Genomic DNA, 18,058 nt, shown 5'->3' on the forward strand with positions numbered 1-18,058 from the left:
GCGCAGTCTGGATTCCAGCGTAGAAGAGAACGGGGGATTGTGGTGTCGCATCTTCACCTATTTGTCATGCAACACGGTCTGCTAGCTATTTTTGTCCTAATGGCCCTCGAAAGTTGTTGCATTCCGATTCCTTCCGAAGTGGTCATGCCTCTCGCCGGCTTTCTGGCATATCGCCACCTCATCGGCTTTTGGCCGGCGCTCATCGTGGGCACCATCGCCAACCTCGTCGGTTCCCTGATTGCGTACGCGATAGGCGACTACGGCGGACGGCCATTTGTCCTTCGTTATGGGCGCTATATCGGTTTGAACGCCCGCCACTTGGACAAGGCAGATCACTGGTTCAACCGCTTTGGCGAAGTAACCGTCTTTTTCGGGCGCATGGTACCGGCCGTTCGCACGTTCGTCTCGCTGCCAGCAGGATTCGCTCGCATGCGCATGGGCCGCTTTCTTGTGTTTTCGCTCATCGGGTCGGCCATTTGGAACCTCGGCATGCTCTATGCGGGATACCAACTCAACAAAAATTGGCAGGTATTCGCCGATCACGTTAAGCCGTTTACGTATGTAGGTGCCGCGATTCTCGTCATCGCCGTGATTGCCTTCTGGATGCGGCGTAAATCCGGTCAGGGCCTCGAGTAAACGATGGAACGGGCGCGGTGTCCGAGCGGCCCCGCGCTCTCAGCAAGCATCTCTTTCGGAAGAAACAACCGGTTCTCTTGACTGGGCACCAATGTCCGTATCAATTTCGACGCCTGACTCAGGTCGACCGTGTTCCCACCGGCATCTATAAGCGTGATGCCTTGTCCCAAAACATCGTATCCGGGAATGATACATTGCCGCTGTGACACGTAGTAGTCAGGATGAAACCCCATGGCCTTCGCGGTTGTTCGCAGGGCAGCGAGATCGATTTGTGAAGGATCCTCGCGCACTACGGGTGCCAACAGCTTGCGGTGCAGGAAACGCGTTGCAAGATCCCGCAGAATGGCATCGTCTGCTTCGCACCACAGGTGAAACGCATAGACGAGGACCGACTCGTCAAGCCGCACATAGGCCGCGACATCCGTTCCGGAAGGAGCAAGTACTCGCGCCAAGGCGTCCGGTACCTCAACTTCGCTCCCCTCATTCATCAAGTCTCGCACGCGCGTGAGAATGTTCTCAACCAACACATCGCTCCCGACCGTCACAGGATGAAGATAGACTTGAACGTACATGAAATACCGCGCCAACAGGTACTGTTCAACCGTATGCAAACTGGACGATTTCACGTAGATACGCCCATCGGTCATCGTCAACGAACGAATGAGTCTGGCCAACTCGAAACGCCCGTACGAGACGCCTGTCGCTTGTGCGTCGCGCAGCATGTAATCCATGCGATCAACGTCCAGTTGGCTCGAGATGAGAGCCTCAATCGCAGGAAAACGTCCTTCTTTGCGGAGAATGGAAACCAAGTCGAGCGCAAAATCGCCATCGACGCCATCCAGCGTCTTTCGCAGTTCCTGATCTTCCAGAATGATACGATAGGTCCACTCTTCGTGGTGAATGCCGAGCACCGACTCAAACGTGTGCGAAAACGGACCGTGCCCAACATCGTGAAGAAGCGCAGCCGCAAGCGCCAATCGTTCGTCACGGCGATCCGTTGGCCAGCCGCATTCGCGTTGCAAGTGGTACAGGACGCGCCGCATCGTTTCGTAGGCGCCAAGCGAATGGGCAAATCGCGTATGTTCGGCCCCGTGGAACGTTAAATACGACGTGCCCAACTGACGGATGCGGCGTAGGCGCTGGACAGCCGGCACGTTTACCAAATCCCAAAGCAACGCATCGTCAAACAAAATTTCGTCATGTACCGGATCTTTCAAGACCTTCTCAAACAGTGAACTCACCTGCTTATCAAAAAGGCTGGCCGAGTCCTCCACGCGGCTCGGTCAGCCAAACGATTGTCAATCGCATGAACCCGGTTGTCCAGCCTGTGTCGCTGTTCGAAAGCTGGAACCACACCCACACATCGAGGTGGCATTCGGATTGTTAATCTTGAAGCCTTGACCCGTCAAGTCGTCGACGTAATCCACTTCCGATCCGTCGATCAACTCCAGGCTCTCGGGATCAACTACGACCTTGACGCCGTGTTGAGTGAAGACGAGGTCCCCCTCTTTCTGCACGTCTAAAGCCATGCCGTAGCTGAAACCCGTGCAACCACCTGGCTTGGTATATAGACGCAACGCGTCTTCAGCGGACGCCTGCTCGGAAATGAGCGCCCGTACGCGCTCCGCTGCGCTTTCGGTCAACGTGATCACTGTGCTTCGCCTCCTCACTTTTTATTATACGCGCATTGGCACGAAAAGACAGGCTGACTTACGCGAGGCCTCGCACAACCTCAAGGACCGCATCCGCGTGACCATCGACTTTTACCTTTGGAAAGACGGCCGCGATGTTACCGTCGCGATCGATCACGAAAGTCGTTCGCTCGATGCCGATGGACTTCTTGCCAAACATGTTCTTCTCCTTTAAGACGCCGTATCTCTCACAAATCTGGCTGTCCGTATCGGCCAGTAAGGGAAAATTCAATTGAAATTTGTCCCGAAACTTTCCGTGCGACTTCACGTCGTCGCGCGACACCCCGTAAATCGCCGCGCCAAGCGTGGCAAACTCCCCCTGTAAGTCGCGAAACGCACATGCTTCGGCGGTACATCCAGGCGTGTCATCCTTTGGGTAAAAGTACAGCACAACCACTTGCCCACGCAGATCATGCAATGCCACCTGGTCACCATTGTCAGCGATTGCCTGGAAATCCGGAGCCTCGTCTCCTACCTGCAGTGTCATTTCATTCGCCTCCTATGTCCCATCATCTGAGCGGACATTTCACGCGTTCTCTTTCACGACTTTGATCATGCGAATTTCCGGATCATCCGGCCCCTGCACGGGCAACCCGGCACGCAAGTTGGCTTCGATGTAATCGATGTTGTCCTGTGTAATGATTTCCCCGGGCAACAGGATGGGAATGCCGGGCGGATACACCATGACCATTTCCGCCATCGTCCGACCAACCGACTCCTGCAAAGGCACCGCTTCGGTTGGCGCATAAAAGGCCGATCTCGGCGTCATCCGCAGCTCGGGCATCGATGGCAGTGTAACCGGCGCATGTTCCTTTGTCTCGCGCGGGCGGAAGCGCCCCGCGATTTCGCGCAGTGCCGTCACGAGGGCCGCGACATCGTCCTCACTGTCGCCCCATGAAACGATGCAAAGGATGTTATATAAATCGCTCAGCTCGACCTCTATGTTGTAATCTTCGCGCAGAATGCGCTCCACGTCGTATCCTGTTAAACCCAGATCCTTCACAGAGATCGTCAGTTTCGTCGGATCGAGCGCATACGTGGCACTTCCACAAAGCTGCCGCTTATCAAGGCACGCAAGCCCAGGGATCTGTTCGATCTCGGCGCGTGCACGGTTCGCCAATGCGATCGCGTAACCGATGCGATCGCGCCCGAACATCGCCAACTCCTTGCGTGCGACATCAAGCGATGCCAGCAACAGGTACGAGGTCGACGTCGTGGTGAGCATGCTCAGCACGACCTGCACATGCCGTGGATCGATCATCCCTTCGCGCACGTTCAACACGCTTGATCCCGTCATCGAGCCGCCCAGTTTGTGCACGCTCGTCGCCGCCATGTCGGCCCCCGCCTCCATGGCCGAAAGCGGCAATTCCGGGTGGAAGCCTGTGTGCACACCGTGCGCTTCATCGACCAATACGGGCACGCCGACACTGTGTGCAATCTCGACAATACGGGCGAGATCGGCCGCAATGCCGAAATAGGTAGGATTGATGACAACCAATGCCCGGGCGTCCGGATGGCGATGCAAGGCGTCCGCTACCGTTTCCACCGATAGGCCGTGCGAGATGCCAAAGTCACAATCGACCTCAGGGTGCAAAAAGATAGGATGCGCATCGGCGAGAATGATGGCCGTGAGAACAGACTTGTGCACGTTGCGCGGCACCAGGATTTTCTCTCCCGGCCCTACCGTTGCCAGCACCATGGTCATGATGGCGGTGGATGTTCCTTGCACTGAAAAATAGGTATAGTCGGCGCCAAACGCCTCTGCAGCGAGTTCCTGCGCATGTTTGATGGCGCCTGTCGGGTGATGCAGGTCATCGAGCGGCGCAATGTTGATCAAGTCTAAAGAGAGTGCATTCTCCCCGACGAACGACCGAAATCGATTGTCCATACCCCTTCCCCGCTTATGCCCCGGGATGTGAAACTGCACCGGCTGGCGCGCCGCGTGGCGAAGCAGGGCGTCAAAGAGCGGCGTCTCGTTCTGGTTCAACGGCTAGGTATCCTCCTTCTTCGGGCCCATTACGTCCCGCTTTCAGCTGGCGCGAACGCGCTGCGAAACCCTTGTACAGCACGTTCCCATAAATCCGGGCGCGTCTGACGTAAAAACGACGCAAATCTTTCTGTTTCGGCAGCAGTGAGCTGGCTGAGATCGACGGTGCCACGCACCGCCTTGTCCATGCTGTTCACTTGTTCCGCGAGTTTCTTGTATCCCAATTTCGCTTCTGCGTCAATCCAAAGTTCAAACGGCATGGCACCTGAATAACCCATACCGCTCTCAAAACGCTTAAGTGTCACCCATAAGCCGACGACTCGGCGCGGATTCGGCACTTCTGCAAGAGACTTGACAAATTGGATGCCGATTTCAATTCTGCTTTTGGCATGAATGGCCCCGTTGTCCACAAACACCTCATCGCCGTCCATCAGGACCGCGGAAATGCCCTTCATTTGATCATCTGTCTGATGTTTCGACGTACCTGTCAGACCGAGTTTTTGCATGTATTTGACCTCCCGTCCTGTAACATCACTACCTTTCCATTCTACCCTCCGGCAAGTCCCCTGTCACACGGATAGGAATGCATGGCTTGCAAGGGGATGGGCAAAGTAAGGGCAAATGACCATTGAATGAGGGGAACTGCCATGAAGACTTTACGCCGTCGAAGCACAATGGCGGCCATCGGCTTCATGCTCGCGATGCCCGGCTTGATCGCGGCGCCCAATGTGGAAGCCGCCCAGACGATTTACAACACCAGCATGCCAAGTGTCATGCGCGTGGCGATTCGGGAAAACAACGCGAGCGGTGAACCAGATCCGCGTGGCCGCATCATCTATGTCCAAGCCGTTCCATTTGTAACGTATTGCGAAGATGTATTGCCAAATGAATGGTTTCCGAGTTGGCGTCCTGAGGCCTTGAAGGCCGGCGCGATGGCGGTCAAGATGTTTGCCTGGTACCACCATCTGCATCCCGTGACCATCGACGGGTATACATTCGATGTGGACAACACAACCAATTTTCAACATTTTCAGGATCTGTCGTCGCAACCAACGACGAACGCCGCATTCGCTGCCATTCAAAACGTCGCTTATACGCGGCCGAATGGAGAGATCATCGAGTTAAATTATTCAGCCGGTTACCAGAATGACCCAAACTGGCAATATCGGAACGCACAGAAAATGGCGCAATGGGGAACCGAGTATTGGGCTGAGAAAGGGCAAAATTACGTACAGATTCTGCAGTTCTATTATCAAAATCGGGCACTTATGCGGCTCCAATCGTAGGGTGGGGACACTGCCTATCACCCGCTGCTCATCCTGTAGTGAACGATTCTACAACATAGAGGAGATCCTGCTATGAAGCGTTTTCCATCCGCACGCTCCGTCATGCTGGCGTGCGCTGCGGCCGGCGCGATCGCCATGGCAATCCCGGTCGACGACACCCCTTCCCACATCAACCATGTGCATAGCTTGCGCGGCGCTGTGGCCACGATGGGGCAAATCCAGGACACGGTCGCAAACAACAATCAAACGATCGGCAACCATGCGACTGGCAATCGCACGCTGGTGCCGCCTGCGAAGCCGCGGCAAAATCCGTCTGCACCGACACCGCCGCGCACAGCCCCCGTGCAGCCAGGCACGGGCAACCAGGTCAAGCCGCCGAGTGGTTCGGCACAACCATCGCCAAATCAGTCCGAGGCCGCGACGCCAACGCCAGGGAGCCAACCGTCGGCAAATAATGGGACTGCTATCGGCCCCGAGTCGTGGGGATATACGCGAAAGACGAGCAAGTTGCGCATTCATGTGATTGACGGTCGCACAAAGCAGCCGCTTGAGGGTGCGGAAGTCGTCGTGATCGAGACGGAACAACGGTTTCGCACCGACAAAAACGGCGACACGCCATGGTTTGATGCACCCATTTTCCGCAATCCGAAGTACCGGCCCATGGTCGCGGAACTACATGGTCAATTGGGCGTGATCGCATACAAGAACGGCTACCGCGACTCCATTCACCTCGGTATCCGTATGCACGAGAACATTCGCCAGGAAGCGACGGTCTGGATGTACAAGATTGGCCCAGGCGACAGGCGAATCGAACCCGTACTCTATCAGGAGCCATATCATCATCTTTGGCTGATTCAACTGGCGGATAAATTTAGACAACAATCCCAAATTGGCGAAGGCCCGGAACGCCCCTGACGGGGGTCGGGCCTTTTCGCTGTTTGGCCGTGGGCGTCACGTTTGCCGTACGAACGCGGCCATTCGCCGTGCCGCCTCCGCCAACCGATCCGGCGGGGCAAGCAATCCGACACGCACATAACCCTCACCGTGATGGCCAAAGCCTGCTCCAGGTGCGACGGCTACGTGTGCCTTCGCAAGCAGCGCCTCGGCGAACGCGACGGAATCCATACCGTTTGGAATTGGCACCCAGCAAAAGAACGAGCCGTCCGGTGCCGGTACATCCAGGCCGTGATCGCGTGCGCTTTGCACGAATGCGTCACGGCGCACTTGGTATGCGCTCACCAACTCGTCGATGCAATCGGCGGGACCGGTCAAAGCCTGCGCCGCGGCCTCCTGCACCGCCGCAAAAATAGACACGTAATAGTGATCTTGAATCAGGTTGATGTGCTCGATCACGTCCCGATTTCCCACTGCAAACGCCACACGCCAACCGGCCATGTTAAACGTTTTGCTGAGTGTGTAAATTTCGATGCCGACTTCCCTGGCTCCTCTTTGCGCCATGAAGGAAGGCGGCCGCTTGCCATCATAGCCAATGGCACCATAGGCATAATCATGCACAACCAGCGTGCCGTACTGTCTCGCCTTGGCAATCACATGTTGGAAAAACTCAGGCGTTGCACCAGCGCCCGTCGGATTGTTCGGGTAGTTGAGATACCAAAGCCGCGTACGATGCCAAACCTCATTTGGAACGGCCTCCAAATCAGGTAAAAACGAACGTTCCGCAATGAGCGGCAGCGGATAGGCCTCACCGCCCGCCAGTGCGATCCCGCTTAAATAATCTGGATATCCCGGGTCTGGGACAAGTGCAACATCTCCAGGATTGAGATATAGTTCTGCCAATTCGACAAGTCCCGTTTTTCCACCGACGAGAATGGCTACCTCCGTCTCCGGATCCAGCGCTACCCCGTACATTCGCTGATAAAACGCTGCAGCGGCTTCCTTCAATTTGGGCAAGCCCCGGAACGGCGGGTATTTGTGCGTCACAGGATCGAGAACAGCACGACGCAAAGCCTCCACGATGTGCGGTGGTGTCGGCAGGTCAGGATTGCCCTGACCAAGATTGATGACGTCGTGCCCAGCGGCTTGAACAGCCGCAACGCGACGAGTGAGACCTGAGAAAAACTGCGATGGTAAACGCGAAATGCGATCCGCTACGACAAAGTTCACAACGAGCGCCCCTTGTGTTCGATGGTTTGAAAGCGAATCTTGCGGCGACGCAACCCCACGCTAAGAACGAGCCCTACCGCGAGATAGTCGATTGCGAGCGATGTGCCGCCGTAACTGATAAATGGCAACGTGATACCGGTCGATGGACTCAGATACATGTCCGCGCCGATATTTTCAAAGACCTGAAACGAAAACATGCCGACTACGCCAATCGCGATATACATACCAAACGGATCGATGGTCGTTTGGGCTATACGGATTAAACGGTAGCAAAGCACGAGAAACAGCAATACCAGAATGGCCGAACCGACAAAGCCAAACTCCTCGCCGATTGCCGAGAAAATATAGTCCGTCCACTGGTTTGGCACCCAGCCGCCGCTCGTCAGTACGCCCTTCCCGTATCCTTCGCCAAACAATTGGCCGCTTCCAATGGCCGTTTGTGCCATGTGAATGTTGTACCCATACTGATCTTGGCTGAAGCTCGGATCGAGCCATGTTAGAATGCGGTACGACTGATAGGCTTTCAAAAGATGGTGTTTAATGAGCACATTTTGAATGAGCCCCAGTGTCTGCTGCGTGTAAATGGTTGTCGCCAAAATGCAGGCAGCGACGATGACCACCACAAACCCCATGATCACCAAAAATGAAGCCCGACGCGCGAACACGGTATACATGGTCAACACGATGGCGATCATGACGAGTGCTTGTCCAAGTGCCGGCTCTTTGTACGTCAAAGCGAACGGCACCAAAAAAATAGGGAAAATGATCCACTGTTTCCGCAAACGGTAGTCGGGAACCTCAGATTCTTCCACATTCGCCATGAATGTCGCCAGCCAGATGATTAACGCTAGTTTGGCTAACTCGGACGGCTGCACAGACAGCGAGTGCAACCGGATCCACGAGTGCGCACCCTGCACGGCCGGAAACGCAAAGACAGCCACCAAGAGCACCATGGAGATGCCATATACCCACCAATGCACGCGCCGAAGCAACCGATAATCGAACAACATGCCGGCGACAAGGGCAATCATACCAATGATTTCCCACATGATTTGCTTGCTCATCACGTGACTCGGGATGAGTGGGTTATGGTTGCCCCTGGTCGTGGCGTTGATCGCGATACAGGCGTACACGGCGAGCAGAATCAAGGCTCCGAACACGGAGAGGTCAATATACTTCATATTTCTCCGAAACGATTCCACACGCCGTCCTCCTCCCGTCAATTTCAAACATCCCCATCATGGCACGATTATTGCCTCGTTTCCAGCAGAACGCTTTGCAACGTCTGCGGCGAATTTGTGACAATCCCATCGACACCAAGGTCCAGTAAGTAACGCATTTGCTCCGGATCGTCGATGGTCCATACGTGTACCTCGACACCGGCTGCGTGAGCGCGATCGATAAATCGACGATCCACCACGGTGATCCCATACCTTTTTAGCGGCACTTGCAAAGCGACAAATGGGGGTCTGCCTTGCCGAAGTCCGAAGCCCATACGGGAAGCGCATAAAAATGAAGCCACTTCGCGGACGGATGCGCTTGTCTGAAGCCGTGGGCAACGCGATCGCGCCTCAACAAGCGCCGCGTGATGAAACGAAGCCAGGACGATCCGCTCGAGCGCACCGGCCGCGTCGACGATTTTGATCAACTCACTGACCCTGGCATCCCGCGGCTTGATGTCGACGTTGATTGTACAATTCGGGAAGCCATCCAACAATTCGCGAAATGTTGGTATGCGAACGCCTTGACCTCGAAATGGAAACGTCTTACCTGCATCCGGTGAGAAACGATAGCCAAAGTCCAGACGCAGCAATTCGGCATATGTCATGTCGGCGATCCGCCCGTGACCGTCGCTGACCGCGTCGACGACATCATCGTGCGACACGACGAGCACGCCATCCTGCGTCCAGTGAACGTCCGTTTCTAAAACATCGGAGCCCATATCCAGCGCTAATCGAAATGCAGGCAGTGTATTGGCCGGCGCACTGCGGCTGGCACCGCGATGCGCAATGACCTTACATCGAGAATTGTGCCTTTTCGCCGACCACTGCGACGGCGTGTCAGATGCCCGCATCGCATCACCCCACATCAAGTACAACCTTCCCACATGCTGGACAATCTGTGCATTCGCCGGGTCATTCGGGATACGCGCCCCATACCCTAGGCAGTGACAAAGGAGGCGTTCACCTATGCTTACGCATCGTGACATTCGCAAATACATCGGCCAGCACGTCCACTGCCACACGCCGTTTGGGACGTTCCAAGGAATTGTCGTCCATTTAAGCAAGCATCATCTCATCCTGGGCAGTGTCCGCACACCCACGTCCCTGGTCGCATACGAACAAACCGAGCCGTTCCGCCAGATGCCGATGGGGCCCGGCGGCCCGGGAAGCGGTTGGCATTTTGCGATTCCGCTTGCCGCCATCTTAGGAATCACCGCCATTGGCATGCACTGGTGGTAACCCACCGGACGAGGTAAGCTTTTCGTTTGTCATCGTGCACTTGGGATGCAGGGATATGAAAGCCCACGTCGAATTGAAAGACGAGTTGTCTTCAGTTACGGAGTGGGGTGCGAACGTGCGGACCGAACGACATCAGCCTGACTATATCCTCATGATTACGGTCCTCATGCTGACCGGCATCGGCGTTGTGACCATTTACTCAGCCAGCATGGTGTATGACTTGCACATGGGTCTGAGCCCTGGTCACTTCGCCGTTCGCCAGTTGGCTGCTGCTATTCTCGGATTAGTGGCGTTTGCCGTGTGTACCTATATCCCGTATCACTTCTGGTACCGACATGCGGCCAAATGCTTACTTGCGAGTGTCGCCCTGCTATTGCTTGTCATGGTCCCTGGCATTGGCCATCGTAGTTTAGGTGCCTCGCGCTGGATTGGCACCAGTAGCTTTCACTTGCAGCCGTCCGAACTCGCAGTCATTGCCATCGTGTTGTACCTGGCGTTTTTACTGACCAAAAAACTCCCGGTCCTGCACGATAGTAAGCGTGCGCTGCGCCCGGCGCTGGTGATTACGTACCTGCTTACCATCCTCGTCTTCGCGGAACCCGACATGGGTACGGCGATGACGCTGTTCCTCAGCGCCACGGTATTGTTGTTCGCCTCGGGTTTGCGCATCAAGCCACTTGTGCTAACCCTGGCTGTCAGCTTTGGGCTGGGGGTTCTTGGGGCGCATATGGCCTCGTATCGTTCAAGCCGTTTAACTGCATTTTTTCACCCGTTTCAACATGCGCAGACCTCCGGGTACCAACTTGTTCAGGGACTGACGGCGATTGCAAACGGAGGGTGGACAGGCCGCGGCTTTGCGGCAAGCATCTCTTCGACAGGTTATCTGCCAGAGTCGTATACCGATTTTATTTTCGCGGTGTTCACCGAAGAGTGGGGATGGCTCGGGGACATTGGCCTGCTCGCCATCTTCGCCGTGCTCATCTGGCGTGGGTTCCATATCGCCCGCTACGCCCGCGATCGTTTTGGTTCGTTGCTCGCCATCGGACTGACCAGCACCATCATTATTCAGGCGGCCATCAACCTCGGGGCCGTCACCTGGATGCTGCCCGTCACGGGCATTCCGTTGCCATTCATCAGCTATGGCGGTACAGATGTAGCCATCAACTTACTGGCCGCAGGTATCCTGATGAGTGTCTCGCGCGAGACAGGGCTCGTCATGCCTGAGGAAGACACGATTGCCGACATCATCTCTGTCGACGAACTTCGAGCAGAACGCTCGCAATCTGAATCGACCGAAGCAAAATTCCCAAGCCTGCAGCAGCCTGCTCGAGTCACCCGATTGTCTTCCCGCCGCGGCCGCAAACGCGGCAACGCGCAAACCCGTCAGCAAGACGTCGGGGCACCCGCACGTTCGCAACGAAACCTGTCTCTCTCATGGCGTGCGCAGCAGGAGATGGCATCGGATAGACGTGGGCGTCAAAACGGTCGCAACTCAGAATCAAGTCGGGACAAGCGGAACCGCGGCAAGCGATAGGAGGTTGCAGACATGCAAACATCATTCCCTACCCCAACACAAATCGCTCCAGACGTTTGGCTTATCGACCTATTGGAACAAGGCCAGCCTTTCCGGACTGGTGCGTATGTCATCTGTGACACATACCCCATTTTGATTGAAACGGGTGCCGCCAATTCGCACGCGGCGCTGCTGGCGGGTCTAAACGCCATCGGTCTGCGTCCGACCGATCTCGCATACGTGGCGGTTACGCACGTCCATCTCGATCACGCCGGAGGCGCCGGGCAGTTCATGGCCAAGGCGCCACAGGCCAAATTGCTCGTCCACCCGCGCGGCGCCCGCCACATGGCCGACCCCAGCCGTCTGTTTCAAGGCGCCTCTGACGTCTACGGTAAGCGGATTCTTGAATTGTTTGGACCTGTGCAACCGGTCGCTTCGGAACAGATTCAGATTCAGGAACACGAGTCGGTCATTTCAATTGGCAAGCGGGAGCTCACGTTCTTCGATACGCCGGGCCACGCGAACCACCATTTTTCTATCGTTGACCCGGTTTCGGACATCATCGTTGCCGGCGATGCAGCCGGACTGCGCTTCCGAAACGAATTTACCGGGTTTTCGTTTGACTTCATCATGCCATCGACGTCCCCAGTCGATTTCGATCCCGATGCAGTCTCACGCACCATGGCTCTTTTTCGGCAACTGCCCGCCAACACCATCTTGCACACCCATTTTGGCGCGACACCCAAAGCTGAGGCCCTGGACGAAACGGAACGGCTGTGCAGGGCGTTTGCAGCCATCGTGAACCGGCGTTACGACGAGGACGAATCAGTCGCCGGCCTTGCCGCCGAACTGAGCGACCTTATGGAACAACGACTCAAGGAGCTTGGTCACCGGGAGTTCAACCTGAACCGGATCGCAGACGACTTTGCCATCAATGCGATGGGCTTGCTCCATTACGAACTGCGCCGCAGACGTAAGCTACATGCCGAAGCGTCCGGTCAGACATCGACGGACGGGGGGGCGGGTGGCCCCTCGACCAACTGACCAAGCGGAAACCGCTCGCGAACGGGATATGCCAACTGCCCATCCTCGCGCAACGACTCAAAGAGGCAGAGTTCTGTCACGACTGTCGTCAGCCGGGTGGGCGACGGCAACTTTTTCACGTCGACCCACTTGGCAAGCTTGCGTGCGAGCGTGATATGTGGTCGAAACCGCTTTTCATCCAAATCAAGTCGAACCCGTTCGGAAACGTTCTGGCGAACCAACTCCCCGAGTTGCATCAACTCGTCCCAATCCGATTCTTGTCGGTCGAGGCCCAACCAAAAAACCCGATTTCCGGAGAATTCACCGTAATGGCCTGTCGTGAGCTGGATTGGCTTCACCTGTGCCGCTGCCACACGCCCGGCCTCAGTCAACGAGGAACGGTCGGATTCGTCGACCATTCCAAGGAACAGGACCGTGATGTGGACCAAATCCGGATTCGACCAAGCAGCCGTGCGAACATACTCCTCACGCAGCAGTCTGACCTGTGCACGCAAGCTCCTTTTCCACTGCATGGGGAGTTCAAGTCCAAAAAACATGCGGGCGGTCACATCAATCTCCTCCCATGGCGATGCGCCGATAAGCCCCTTCGTGGTAACCGACATAGATGTCGCCCTCTGGCGTTTCAAGAACGGGCCGCTTCAATAACCTACCGTCGCGCGTAAGTTCCCGGATCCACTCGTCTTCGGTAAACTGAGCCCGTTTCAAGTCGCGTTGCCGATACACCGTGCCGCGCGTATTCACAAAATCCTCAATGGAACGCCCCGAGCGCTTCAACCAGCGCCGAAGCGTGGTCTCGTCGGGCGGCGATGCGACCACATCGTGAAACTCGACATCAGCCCCTGCTTCCGTCAACGTGCGTTTTGCTTCACGGCACGTCGAACAACGAGCATAGCCGTATAATTGTAACATCTCACCTACTCCTCCTTGCCCTCATTCATGTTCGGCGTTTTTCGATATCCGACAAGCGTACAGTGTCCCACGTATAGTATAATCCACAGTGATGTTGAGAGCGGTGCCTAGACCATCTCGGCCCGCAGAAGAAAGGACGATCCGCCTCATGCTCGCCATCTGGGTAGGCAAGTTGGTCGCTTGGCTTTTGCGCCTACGTGGTCATGACGCCACCAGTTTCCCGGGAAAAATCGCTTTGCGCCTATCTCCCAACCTATTGCGTCGTTTCGGACGCCAGTTACGTCGGGCCATCATCGTCACTGGAACAAACGGAAAGACCACCACCACGTCGTTGCTGGCGGCGATGGTCAGTCAACAGGAGCCCATCATCACCAATCACAAAGGCGCCAACCTTATACAAGGTATTGTGAGCGCATTGATCCGCGAATCGTCGTGGACAGGGCGACTCCATGCCAAAACGGCCGTTCTGGAAGTGGATGAAGCCACGTTTCCGCTGATTGCAGACAGCTTGCCCGTTGTCGTGATCGTCGTCACCAACGTATTTCGCGATCAACTGGATCGATATGGAGAACTCGATACGACAGTTGAAAAATTGTTTTCTGCGATTCGCAAAACGGAAGCATGCCTCGTTCTCAACGGTGACGATCCGCTTTGTCGGCATCTTGGCCTGCGTGCCAGTCGTAAGACATTCTATTATGGCATGGACCGCACAACCGCGAAGACATCGGCGCGCAAACAGATGCGCGACGGCCAGTTTTGTTTGCAATGTGGACAGGAACTGAGCTACGAAGGATTCTGGTATGGCCAACTGGGTTTATACAAGTGCCCTGCCTGCGATTTTGTCCGGCCACATCCAGAGTTTTTGGGAACGTACCGAGGCCGCACCCTGACATTCGCGGAAGATCAGGTACCGGAGCTCGAGTTGACACTGCCCGTTCAAGGTTTGTATAACGCGTACAATGTGCTCGCCGCTGCAAGCGCCGCCCGTGTTCTTGGACTCTGGGCCGATCCGATTCACGCAGGCCTCGCAGCCTATTTGCCTCCGGCCGGACGCATGCAGTCGTTTGCTGTCGGTGTACCCGTCACGCTGAACCTGATCAAGAATCCAACAGGTTGTGACAGTGTATTGGAGACCGTTACGAGCGATCCTCGGCGCAAGTGGGTTGTCATCGGCATTAACGATCTCGCCGCCGACGGCCGCGATGTGTCTTGGCTATGGGACGCTGACTTCGAGCAACTGGCGGAAGATGAATATCTGGAGCGGATCATCACAAGCGGGTTGCGTGCACATGACATGGCATTACGGTTGAAGTATGCCGGAATTCAGCCGCATCAGATTGGCGTGATCGAAGAGATGGATGATGCCATGGATAAAGCCATTGCGGAGGCAACGGCGGCACAGGCAAACGTGTATGTTCTGTCCACGTATACGTTATTGCACCCGGCGGTACAGACGTTAAGTGAGAAGGTGAGAAGCGATGAGTCACAGGGCCTTGCGTATCGGACATCTGTTTCCTGATCTGCTCAACTTATATGCGGATCGAGGCAATATCCTCACGCTTACACAGCGGCTGCGGTGGCGGGGCCGCGATGTGATCGTGGATGAAATCACACACGCTGACACACCTCGCTTCGGAGCATATGATCTCGTTTTGCTCGGGGGCGGATCGGATAGAGAACAAATGCTGGTCGCAGGTTATTTGGCGAACCATCGCACGGAATTGCGCCATGCGATCGAGGACGGGCTGCCCTTGCTCGCTATTTGTGGAGGATATCAATTGTTAGGCGCCTACTACCAGGTTCCTGGAGGAGAAAAGATACCTGGACTTGAGCTGATTGATATGGTGACAAACTACAGCGCAGGCCAACCTCGCTTGATAGGTAATGTCGCGATTCTCACGGAGGAAGCCGGCGTCGTGATTGGCTTTGAAAATCACGGCGGTCGAACGATCCACCAGGGTGCCCCCTTGGGCAAGGTCATTCACGGACACGGCAACGACGGCGTGACCGGTCTTGAGGGCATACGCTACCGCAACGTCTGGGGCACGTATATTCACGGTCCGCTGTTGCCAAAAAATCCGCGATTGGCGGATGCCATTTTAAAGACCATGCTCCAATACGCCGGTGTTGACGATGCACTTGATCCCCTTGATGACAGTATGGAGGAAGAAGCAAGGCGCTCGTTTGTGAAACTTCGAATGCCAGAAGTAGAGGCCGCATTGGCGTAAAGACTACGCCTGTGCGGCCTCCTTCCCTTTGACGGCCAAATTCTGCGCCCTTACGGCCAACTCCGCGGCCTTCAATGCATGTTCCTGTGTCATCGCGTACTCTGTGCGGTTTAGACAATCGAGAATGAGTTCACCAAAGAATGGATAGCCCACTCGCCCATGCACAGGAATGTGATATTCACCACTGTGATTGACCAGATAGACGTGATCGCCCACATCCTCACGGGCAACATCTGTATACTTGCGCATTTCGATGTATCCATCGGTTCCAAGAATGAACATCCGCCCATCGCCCCATGTTCCCAGGCCGTCAGGTGTGAACCAGTCTACGCGAAAGTAGCCAGATGCGCCGTTGCCCCCGATAACGTTTACATCTCCGAAATCCTCGAAGTCCGGATATTCTGGATGTGCAAAATTGTCCACGCGGCTTGCGGTAATGGTTGCATCTTCAGCCCCAGTATAATATAAAAATTGTTCCAGCTGATGACTGCCGATGTCGCACAAAATGCCTCCATAAAGTTCACGGTGAAAGAACCACTCCGGCCTGGAGCGAGGATTCAAGCGATGCGGCCCCATCCCCATCACTTGGACAACCTTGCCGATTTCCCCGGCTTGAACCAACCTCCCCGCATATACGGCACTTTCGACGTGAAGACGTTCACTGTAGTACACGGCGTATTTTCGTCCCGTTTGCACAACCGTTTTGCGAACCTGATCCAGTTGCTCAAGTGTCGTAAGCGGAGCCTTATCAACGAAATAGTCCTTATCATGTTGCATGACCCGCATTCCAAATGCTGCACGATCCGCTGGAATGCGTGAGCTTGCGATGAGCTGGACGCTCGGATCGTTCAAAACCTGTTCTTCGGACAAAGCAGGACGGGAACCTGGAAATGCATCGAGAATGCTCTTCATTTTGTCAGGATCCGGATCATACACCCATGTGAGTTCAGCACCAGCCTCGACCAATCCGCGGCACATGCCAAATATATGTCCGTGATCGAGCCCGACGGCTGCGATACGAAAGTCACCTGGTTTGCATACGGGTTGTGGACGCCCCTCTGGCGCGTAGTTACTTCCATCCGCCCGATTTGTCATGTTTGGTCACCTCATTGCTGGCCCGTCGTAATGTCATTGATGACGAACTGCAATGCATCCTTATGATAGCCAGCAGAATTTCATGTGCATGCGATACCACCGCCACCCTCCTCCATGTACCACACCAAGACATGTCGTCGTCGCTTTGCCACCCAACAAAAACATCCCTGGCCTCAACGCGTCACTTGCCCCAACGTCGAAGACAGGGATGCTTGTTTGCAATGACCAATTGACGTCTTACTCAAAACCCAAAAATCGTCATGCCACCATCAACAAATAACGTTTGTCCCGTAACATAAGTAGATGCATCAGACGCAAAGAAGACGACTGGGCCCACCAGTTCGTGGAGTTCTCCGACTCTGCCTAAAGGCGTCCGGGCCAAAATATCGGCAAGATAATCAGGTTGATCGAGCAGCTTGGCGGTCAGCGGTGTCCGGAAATACCAAGGGCCGACGGCATTGACGCGCACCTGATGCTTTCCCCACTCCATCGCAAGCACCTTGGTCATCTGCTGAAGCCCCGCTTTCGCAGCCGCGTAGACGACACCAGTACGCAGAGCCACATGTCCCCCAACTGAGGAGATATTCACGATACTGCCTGAGCGGCGGCCCACCATGTGCTTGCCGAATGCCTGTGCGGTAAAAAAAGCTCCGCGTAAATCCGTGTCGATGATGGTTTGCCAGGACTCCGGTGTTACATCAAATGCGGACTCGCGAATGTTGACACCAGCGTTGTTGACCAAAACATCCACCGTTCCGTCGGCGACGACAGCTTCCGTCATGGCTCGGATGCTGTCCACGTTTCGGAGATCGCATGCATAGGACGCCACACGCGCATCAAAGGCCTGTGCAATCACATCCTGCACCTCTGCCAACGCCTCCCGATCTCGCCCGACCAAGGCCACATCGGCCCCGCAGGCCGCTAGACCGATGGCCAAGGCACGCCCGATGCCGCGACTCGCTCCGGTCACCACTACGCGCTTGCCGCCGAGCGCAAACTGCGCTGTTCCTCGCAACAACTGTTGATCCTCTTGTGAAATTCCGCCAAGATGCCCGTCCATGCATGAAGCCTCCTATGCTGTCC

General features: G+C 55.6%; 20 protein-coding genes. 8 read left to right on the forward strand and 12 right to left on the reverse strand.

The features are described 5' to 3' along the window. The first annotated feature begins 42 nt into the window (after positions 1-42). Positions 43-636 carry a DedA family protein gene (locus tag C7445_RS05015; protein WP_134158964.1) on the forward strand — a complete coding sequence of 198 codons (594 nt, stop codon included), beginning with the start codon at positions 43-45 and terminating at the stop codon, positions 634-636. Here C7445_RS05015 and C7445_RS05020 read toward each other — a convergent pair. From C7445_RS05020 to C7445_RS05040, 5 genes are read right to left on the reverse strand one after another with little or no spacing between them, the layout of a single operon-like run. Further along, on the reverse strand, positions 621-1,910 hold the full coding sequence (locus C7445_RS05020) for an HD domain-containing protein (RefSeq protein ID WP_243834967.1): 1,290 nt from the start codon (positions 1,908-1,910) through the stop codon (positions 621-623). The genes C7445_RS05015 and C7445_RS05020 overlap by 16 nt on opposite strands. 24 nt (positions 1,911-1,934) lie before the next feature. After that, a complete protein-coding gene (locus tag C7445_RS05025; RefSeq protein WP_134158965.1) occupies positions 1,935-2,288 on the reverse strand; it encodes a HesB/IscA family protein in 354 nt (117 codons plus the stop codon). A gap of 58 nt (positions 2,289-2,346) precedes the next feature. Next, a complete protein-coding gene (gene bcp, locus C7445_RS05030) occupies positions 2,347-2,814 on the reverse strand; it encodes a thioredoxin-dependent thiol peroxidase (protein ID WP_134158966.1) in 468 nt (155 codons plus the stop codon). 39 nt (positions 2,815-2,853) lie between these two features. Beyond that, positions 2,854-4,314 (reverse strand): aminotransferase class I/II-fold pyridoxal phosphate-dependent enzyme, encoded by a 1,461-nt coding sequence (locus C7445_RS05035; protein ID WP_134158967.1) that lies wholly within the window; start codon positions 4,312-4,314, stop codon positions 2,854-2,856. Positions 4,315-4,343: 29 nt separating this feature from the next. Beyond that, positions 4,344-4,820 carry a YwhD family protein gene (locus C7445_RS05040; RefSeq protein WP_134158968.1) on the reverse strand — a complete coding sequence of 159 codons (477 nt, stop codon included), beginning with the start codon at positions 4,818-4,820 and terminating at the stop codon, positions 4,344-4,346. Between the two features lie 141 nt (positions 4,821-4,961). Between C7445_RS05040 and C7445_RS05045 the strand changes: the two genes are divergently transcribed. Further along, the gene (locus C7445_RS05045; protein WP_134158969.1) at positions 4,962-5,600 is read left to right on the forward strand and encodes a SpoIID/LytB domain-containing protein; all 639 of its coding nucleotides are present in this window, start codon (positions 4,962-4,964) and stop codon (positions 5,598-5,600) included. A gap of 72 nt (positions 5,601-5,672) precedes the next feature. Further along, positions 5,673-6,515 carry a peptidase associated/transthyretin-like domain-containing protein gene (locus C7445_RS05050; RefSeq protein ID WP_134158970.1) on the forward strand — a complete coding sequence of 281 codons (843 nt, stop codon included), beginning with the start codon at positions 5,673-5,675 and terminating at the stop codon, positions 6,513-6,515. Between the two features lie 36 nt (positions 6,516-6,551). On the opposite strand, the gene C7445_RS05055 is transcribed toward C7445_RS05050, so the two are convergent. Genes C7445_RS05055 through C7445_RS05065 form a run of 3 tightly spaced genes read right to left on the reverse strand, consistent with a single transcriptional unit; the run spans position 6,552 to position 9,813 of the window. After that, a complete protein-coding gene (locus tag C7445_RS05055; RefSeq protein WP_134158971.1) occupies positions 6,552-7,724 on the reverse strand; it encodes an aminotransferase class I/II-fold pyridoxal phosphate-dependent enzyme in 1,173 nt (390 codons plus the stop codon). Beyond that, a complete protein-coding gene (locus C7445_RS05060) occupies positions 7,721-8,926 on the reverse strand; it encodes an FtsW/RodA/SpoVE family cell cycle protein (protein WP_134158972.1) in 1,206 nt (401 codons plus the stop codon). The genes C7445_RS05055 and C7445_RS05060 overlap by 4 nt, the downstream gene beginning before the upstream one ends. 47 nt (positions 8,927-8,973) lie before the next feature. Further along, positions 8,974-9,813, reverse strand: a complete 840-nt coding sequence (locus C7445_RS05065) for a glycerophosphodiester phosphodiesterase family protein (protein ID WP_243834997.1) — start codon at positions 9,811-9,813, stop codon at positions 8,974-8,976. Between the two features lie 100 nt (positions 9,814-9,913). Between C7445_RS05065 and C7445_RS05070 the strand changes: the two genes are divergently transcribed. The 3 genes from C7445_RS05070 to C7445_RS05080 are packed head-to-tail and all read left to right on the forward strand — an operon-like array spanning position 9,914 to position 12,743. Beyond that, positions 9,914-10,186 carry a hypothetical protein gene (locus C7445_RS05070; RefSeq protein ID WP_134158973.1) on the forward strand — a complete coding sequence of 91 codons (273 nt, stop codon included), beginning with the start codon at positions 9,914-9,916 and terminating at the stop codon, positions 10,184-10,186. A 55-nt stretch (positions 10,187-10,241) separates the two neighbouring features. Continuing rightward, positions 10,242-11,720: an FtsW/RodA/SpoVE family cell cycle protein gene (locus C7445_RS05075; RefSeq protein WP_134158974.1), complete on the forward strand. Its 1,479-nt coding sequence runs from the start codon at positions 10,242-10,244 to the stop codon at positions 11,718-11,720. A 12-nt stretch (positions 11,721-11,732) separates the two neighbouring features. Further along, positions 11,733-12,743, forward strand: coding sequence for an MBL fold metallo-hydrolase (locus tag C7445_RS05080; RefSeq protein ID WP_134158975.1), 1,011 nt, complete (start codon positions 11,733-11,735; stop codon positions 12,741-12,743). Here the strand turns inward: C7445_RS05080 and thpR are convergent. Together thpR and C7445_RS05090 are read right to left on the reverse strand one after the other, a co-directional pair. Continuing rightward, positions 12,698-13,345: an RNA 2',3'-cyclic phosphodiesterase gene (gene thpR, locus C7445_RS05085; RefSeq protein WP_134158976.1), complete on the reverse strand. Its 648-nt coding sequence runs from the start codon at positions 13,343-13,345 to the stop codon at positions 12,698-12,700. The genes C7445_RS05080 and thpR overlap by 46 nt on opposite strands. Then, the gene (locus C7445_RS05090; RefSeq protein WP_134158977.1) at positions 13,293-13,652 is read right to left on the reverse strand and encodes an arsenate reductase family protein; all 360 of its coding nucleotides are present in this window, start codon (positions 13,650-13,652) and stop codon (positions 13,293-13,295) included. The genes thpR and C7445_RS05090 overlap by 53 nt, the downstream gene beginning before the upstream one ends. A 148-nt stretch (positions 13,653-13,800) precedes the next feature. Between C7445_RS05090 and C7445_RS05095 the strand changes: the two genes are divergently transcribed. Both C7445_RS05095 and C7445_RS05100 read left to right on the forward strand, forming a co-directional pair. After that, positions 13,801-15,171 (forward strand): Mur ligase family protein, encoded by a 1,371-nt coding sequence (locus C7445_RS05095; protein WP_134158978.1) that lies wholly within the window; start codon positions 13,801-13,803, stop codon positions 15,169-15,171. After that, positions 15,131-15,880 (forward strand): type 1 glutamine amidotransferase, encoded by a 750-nt coding sequence (locus tag C7445_RS05100; protein WP_134158979.1) that lies wholly within the window; start codon positions 15,131-15,133, stop codon positions 15,878-15,880. The genes C7445_RS05095 and C7445_RS05100 overlap by 41 nt, the downstream gene beginning before the upstream one ends. Before the next feature lie 3 nt (positions 15,881-15,883). Here the strand turns inward: C7445_RS05100 and C7445_RS05105 are convergent, their stop codons facing one another. Further along, positions 15,884-16,975, reverse strand: a complete 1,092-nt coding sequence (locus C7445_RS05105; protein ID WP_134158980.1) for a Gfo/Idh/MocA family protein — start codon at positions 16,973-16,975, stop codon at positions 15,884-15,886. A gap of 241 nt (positions 16,976-17,216) precedes the next feature. Next, complete coding sequence (locus tag C7445_RS05110) at positions 17,217-18,035, reverse strand: SDR family NAD(P)-dependent oxidoreductase (protein ID WP_243834968.1); 819 nt, start codon at positions 18,033-18,035, stop codon at positions 17,217-17,219. Between the last annotated feature and the right edge of the window lie 23 nt (positions 18,036-18,058).

Origin of the sequence: Alicyclobacillus sacchari, assembly GCF_004366795.1 — a bacterium.
GTDB classification, from domain to species: domain Bacteria; phylum Bacillota; class Bacilli; order Alicyclobacillales; family Alicyclobacillaceae; genus Alicyclobacillus; species Alicyclobacillus sacchari.